We start from the raw sequence: 405 nt of genomic DNA, 5'->3' as shown, positions 1-405 counted from the left end.
TTGGAGCGACACATCGGGTTCGAACCGATGACCTCAACCTTGGCAAGGTTGCGCTCTATCTACCAACTGAGCTAGTGTCGCATGAATAATCGCTAAAGCAATTACTCTTAATGTGGTTGCGGGAGCAGGATTTGAACCTACGACCTTCGGGTTATGAGCCCGACGAGCTACCAAGCTGCTCCATCCCGCGTCCGGATGTCATTGTTGAGTACAATGAGAACTTTACTCTATTTAGACTCGATGTCTAACTAGATAACTTGGAGCGACACATCGGGTTCGAACCGATGACCTCAACCTTGGCAAGGTTGCGCTCTACCAACTGAGCTAGTGTCGCATGAATAATCGCTAAAGCAATTACTCTTAATGTGGTTGCGGGAGCAGGATTTGAACCTACGACCTTCGGGT

Annotated in this window: 3 tRNA genes; all 3 read right to left on the bottom strand. The window is 48.6% G+C overall.

Annotation, left to right across the window (positions count from 1 at the left end):
- Position 1: 1 nt before the first annotated feature.
- The 3 genes from DZ860_RS24275 to DZ860_RS24265 all read right to left on the bottom strand — a co-directional run bounded on the left by DZ860_RS24275 (position 2) and on the right by DZ860_RS24265 (position 334).
- A tRNA-Gly gene (locus tag DZ860_RS24275) sits at positions 2–81 on the bottom strand.
- Positions 82–113: 32 nt separating this feature from the next.
- Positions 114–190: transfer RNA gene (locus DZ860_RS24270), tRNA-Met, on the bottom strand.
- A gap of 68 nt (positions 191–258) precedes the next feature.
- A tRNA-Gly gene (locus DZ860_RS24265) sits at positions 259–334 on the bottom strand.
- Between the last annotated feature and the right edge of the window lie 71 nt (positions 335–405).

This window comes from Vibrio sinensis (assembly GCF_003605645.1).
GTDB classification, from domain to species: Bacteria; Pseudomonadota; Gammaproteobacteria; order Enterobacterales; family Vibrionaceae; genus Vibrio; species Vibrio sinensis.
Note: the sequence above shows the minus strand (reverse complement) of the source record. Positions and strands in the feature narration are given on the sequence as shown.